Origin of the sequence: Altererythrobacter sp. (genome assembly GCF_050299635.1) — a bacterium.
Lineage (GTDB): Bacteria > Pseudomonadota > Alphaproteobacteria > Sphingomonadales > Sphingomonadaceae > Erythrobacter.
On record NZ_JBNKWF010000078.1, the window covers coordinates 1 to 559 of the forward strand.

Genomic DNA, 559 nt, shown 5'->3' on the forward strand with positions numbered 1-559 from the left:
GACTGGGGTGAAGTCGTAACAAGGTAGCCGTAGGGGAACCTGCGGCTGGATCACCTCCTTTCTAAGGATGTCTCTATTTGATGGGCTTGCCCATCATGTGAGACACTTAGCAGCCTGTCTCAAGCAGGCATATAGAACCGGACACTCCTCATATCTCTTCGCAAACGTTTTTGCCGCAGGCAAAAACGAGCAATGTTGAAGTTCTCCCGCCCTCGAGCGGCAGGTGAATTGGCGTAGCCAAATCACCGGGAGCTGGCGCATTGCTGGAAAAGGGGCCTTAGCTCAGCTGGGAGAGCGACTGAATCGCATTCAGTAGGTCATCGGTTCGATCCCGATAGGCTCCACCACCGTTCAATTGCTGCGCAATTGAATGCCCGCGGAAGCGATCGGCGAAGCCGATTGCGTGCGGGGGTCGGTTCCTGGTTGGTGAGCATTGTTGGAATATTGTTGCGACGGGGTGCCTTGGCGCCTCTCGGCGATTGCTTGCGCAATCACCTGCCGGCGCGTTCCGCGCTTTTGCCCTGCAAAAGCGCTATGGGTCGGTAGCTCAGGTGGTTAG

The 559-nt window shown here is 56.4% G+C and carries 1 tRNA gene and 1 rRNA gene; both read left to right on the forward strand.

Annotated features, from left to right (window positions below):
• Positions 1-61 (forward strand): 16S ribosomal RNA (locus tag ACQY6C_RS14915); the annotation flags it as partial.
• Positions 62-271: 210 nt separating this feature from the next.
• Positions 272-347, forward strand: a tRNA-Ala gene (locus ACQY6C_RS14920).
• Positions 348-559: the final 212 nt, after the last annotated feature.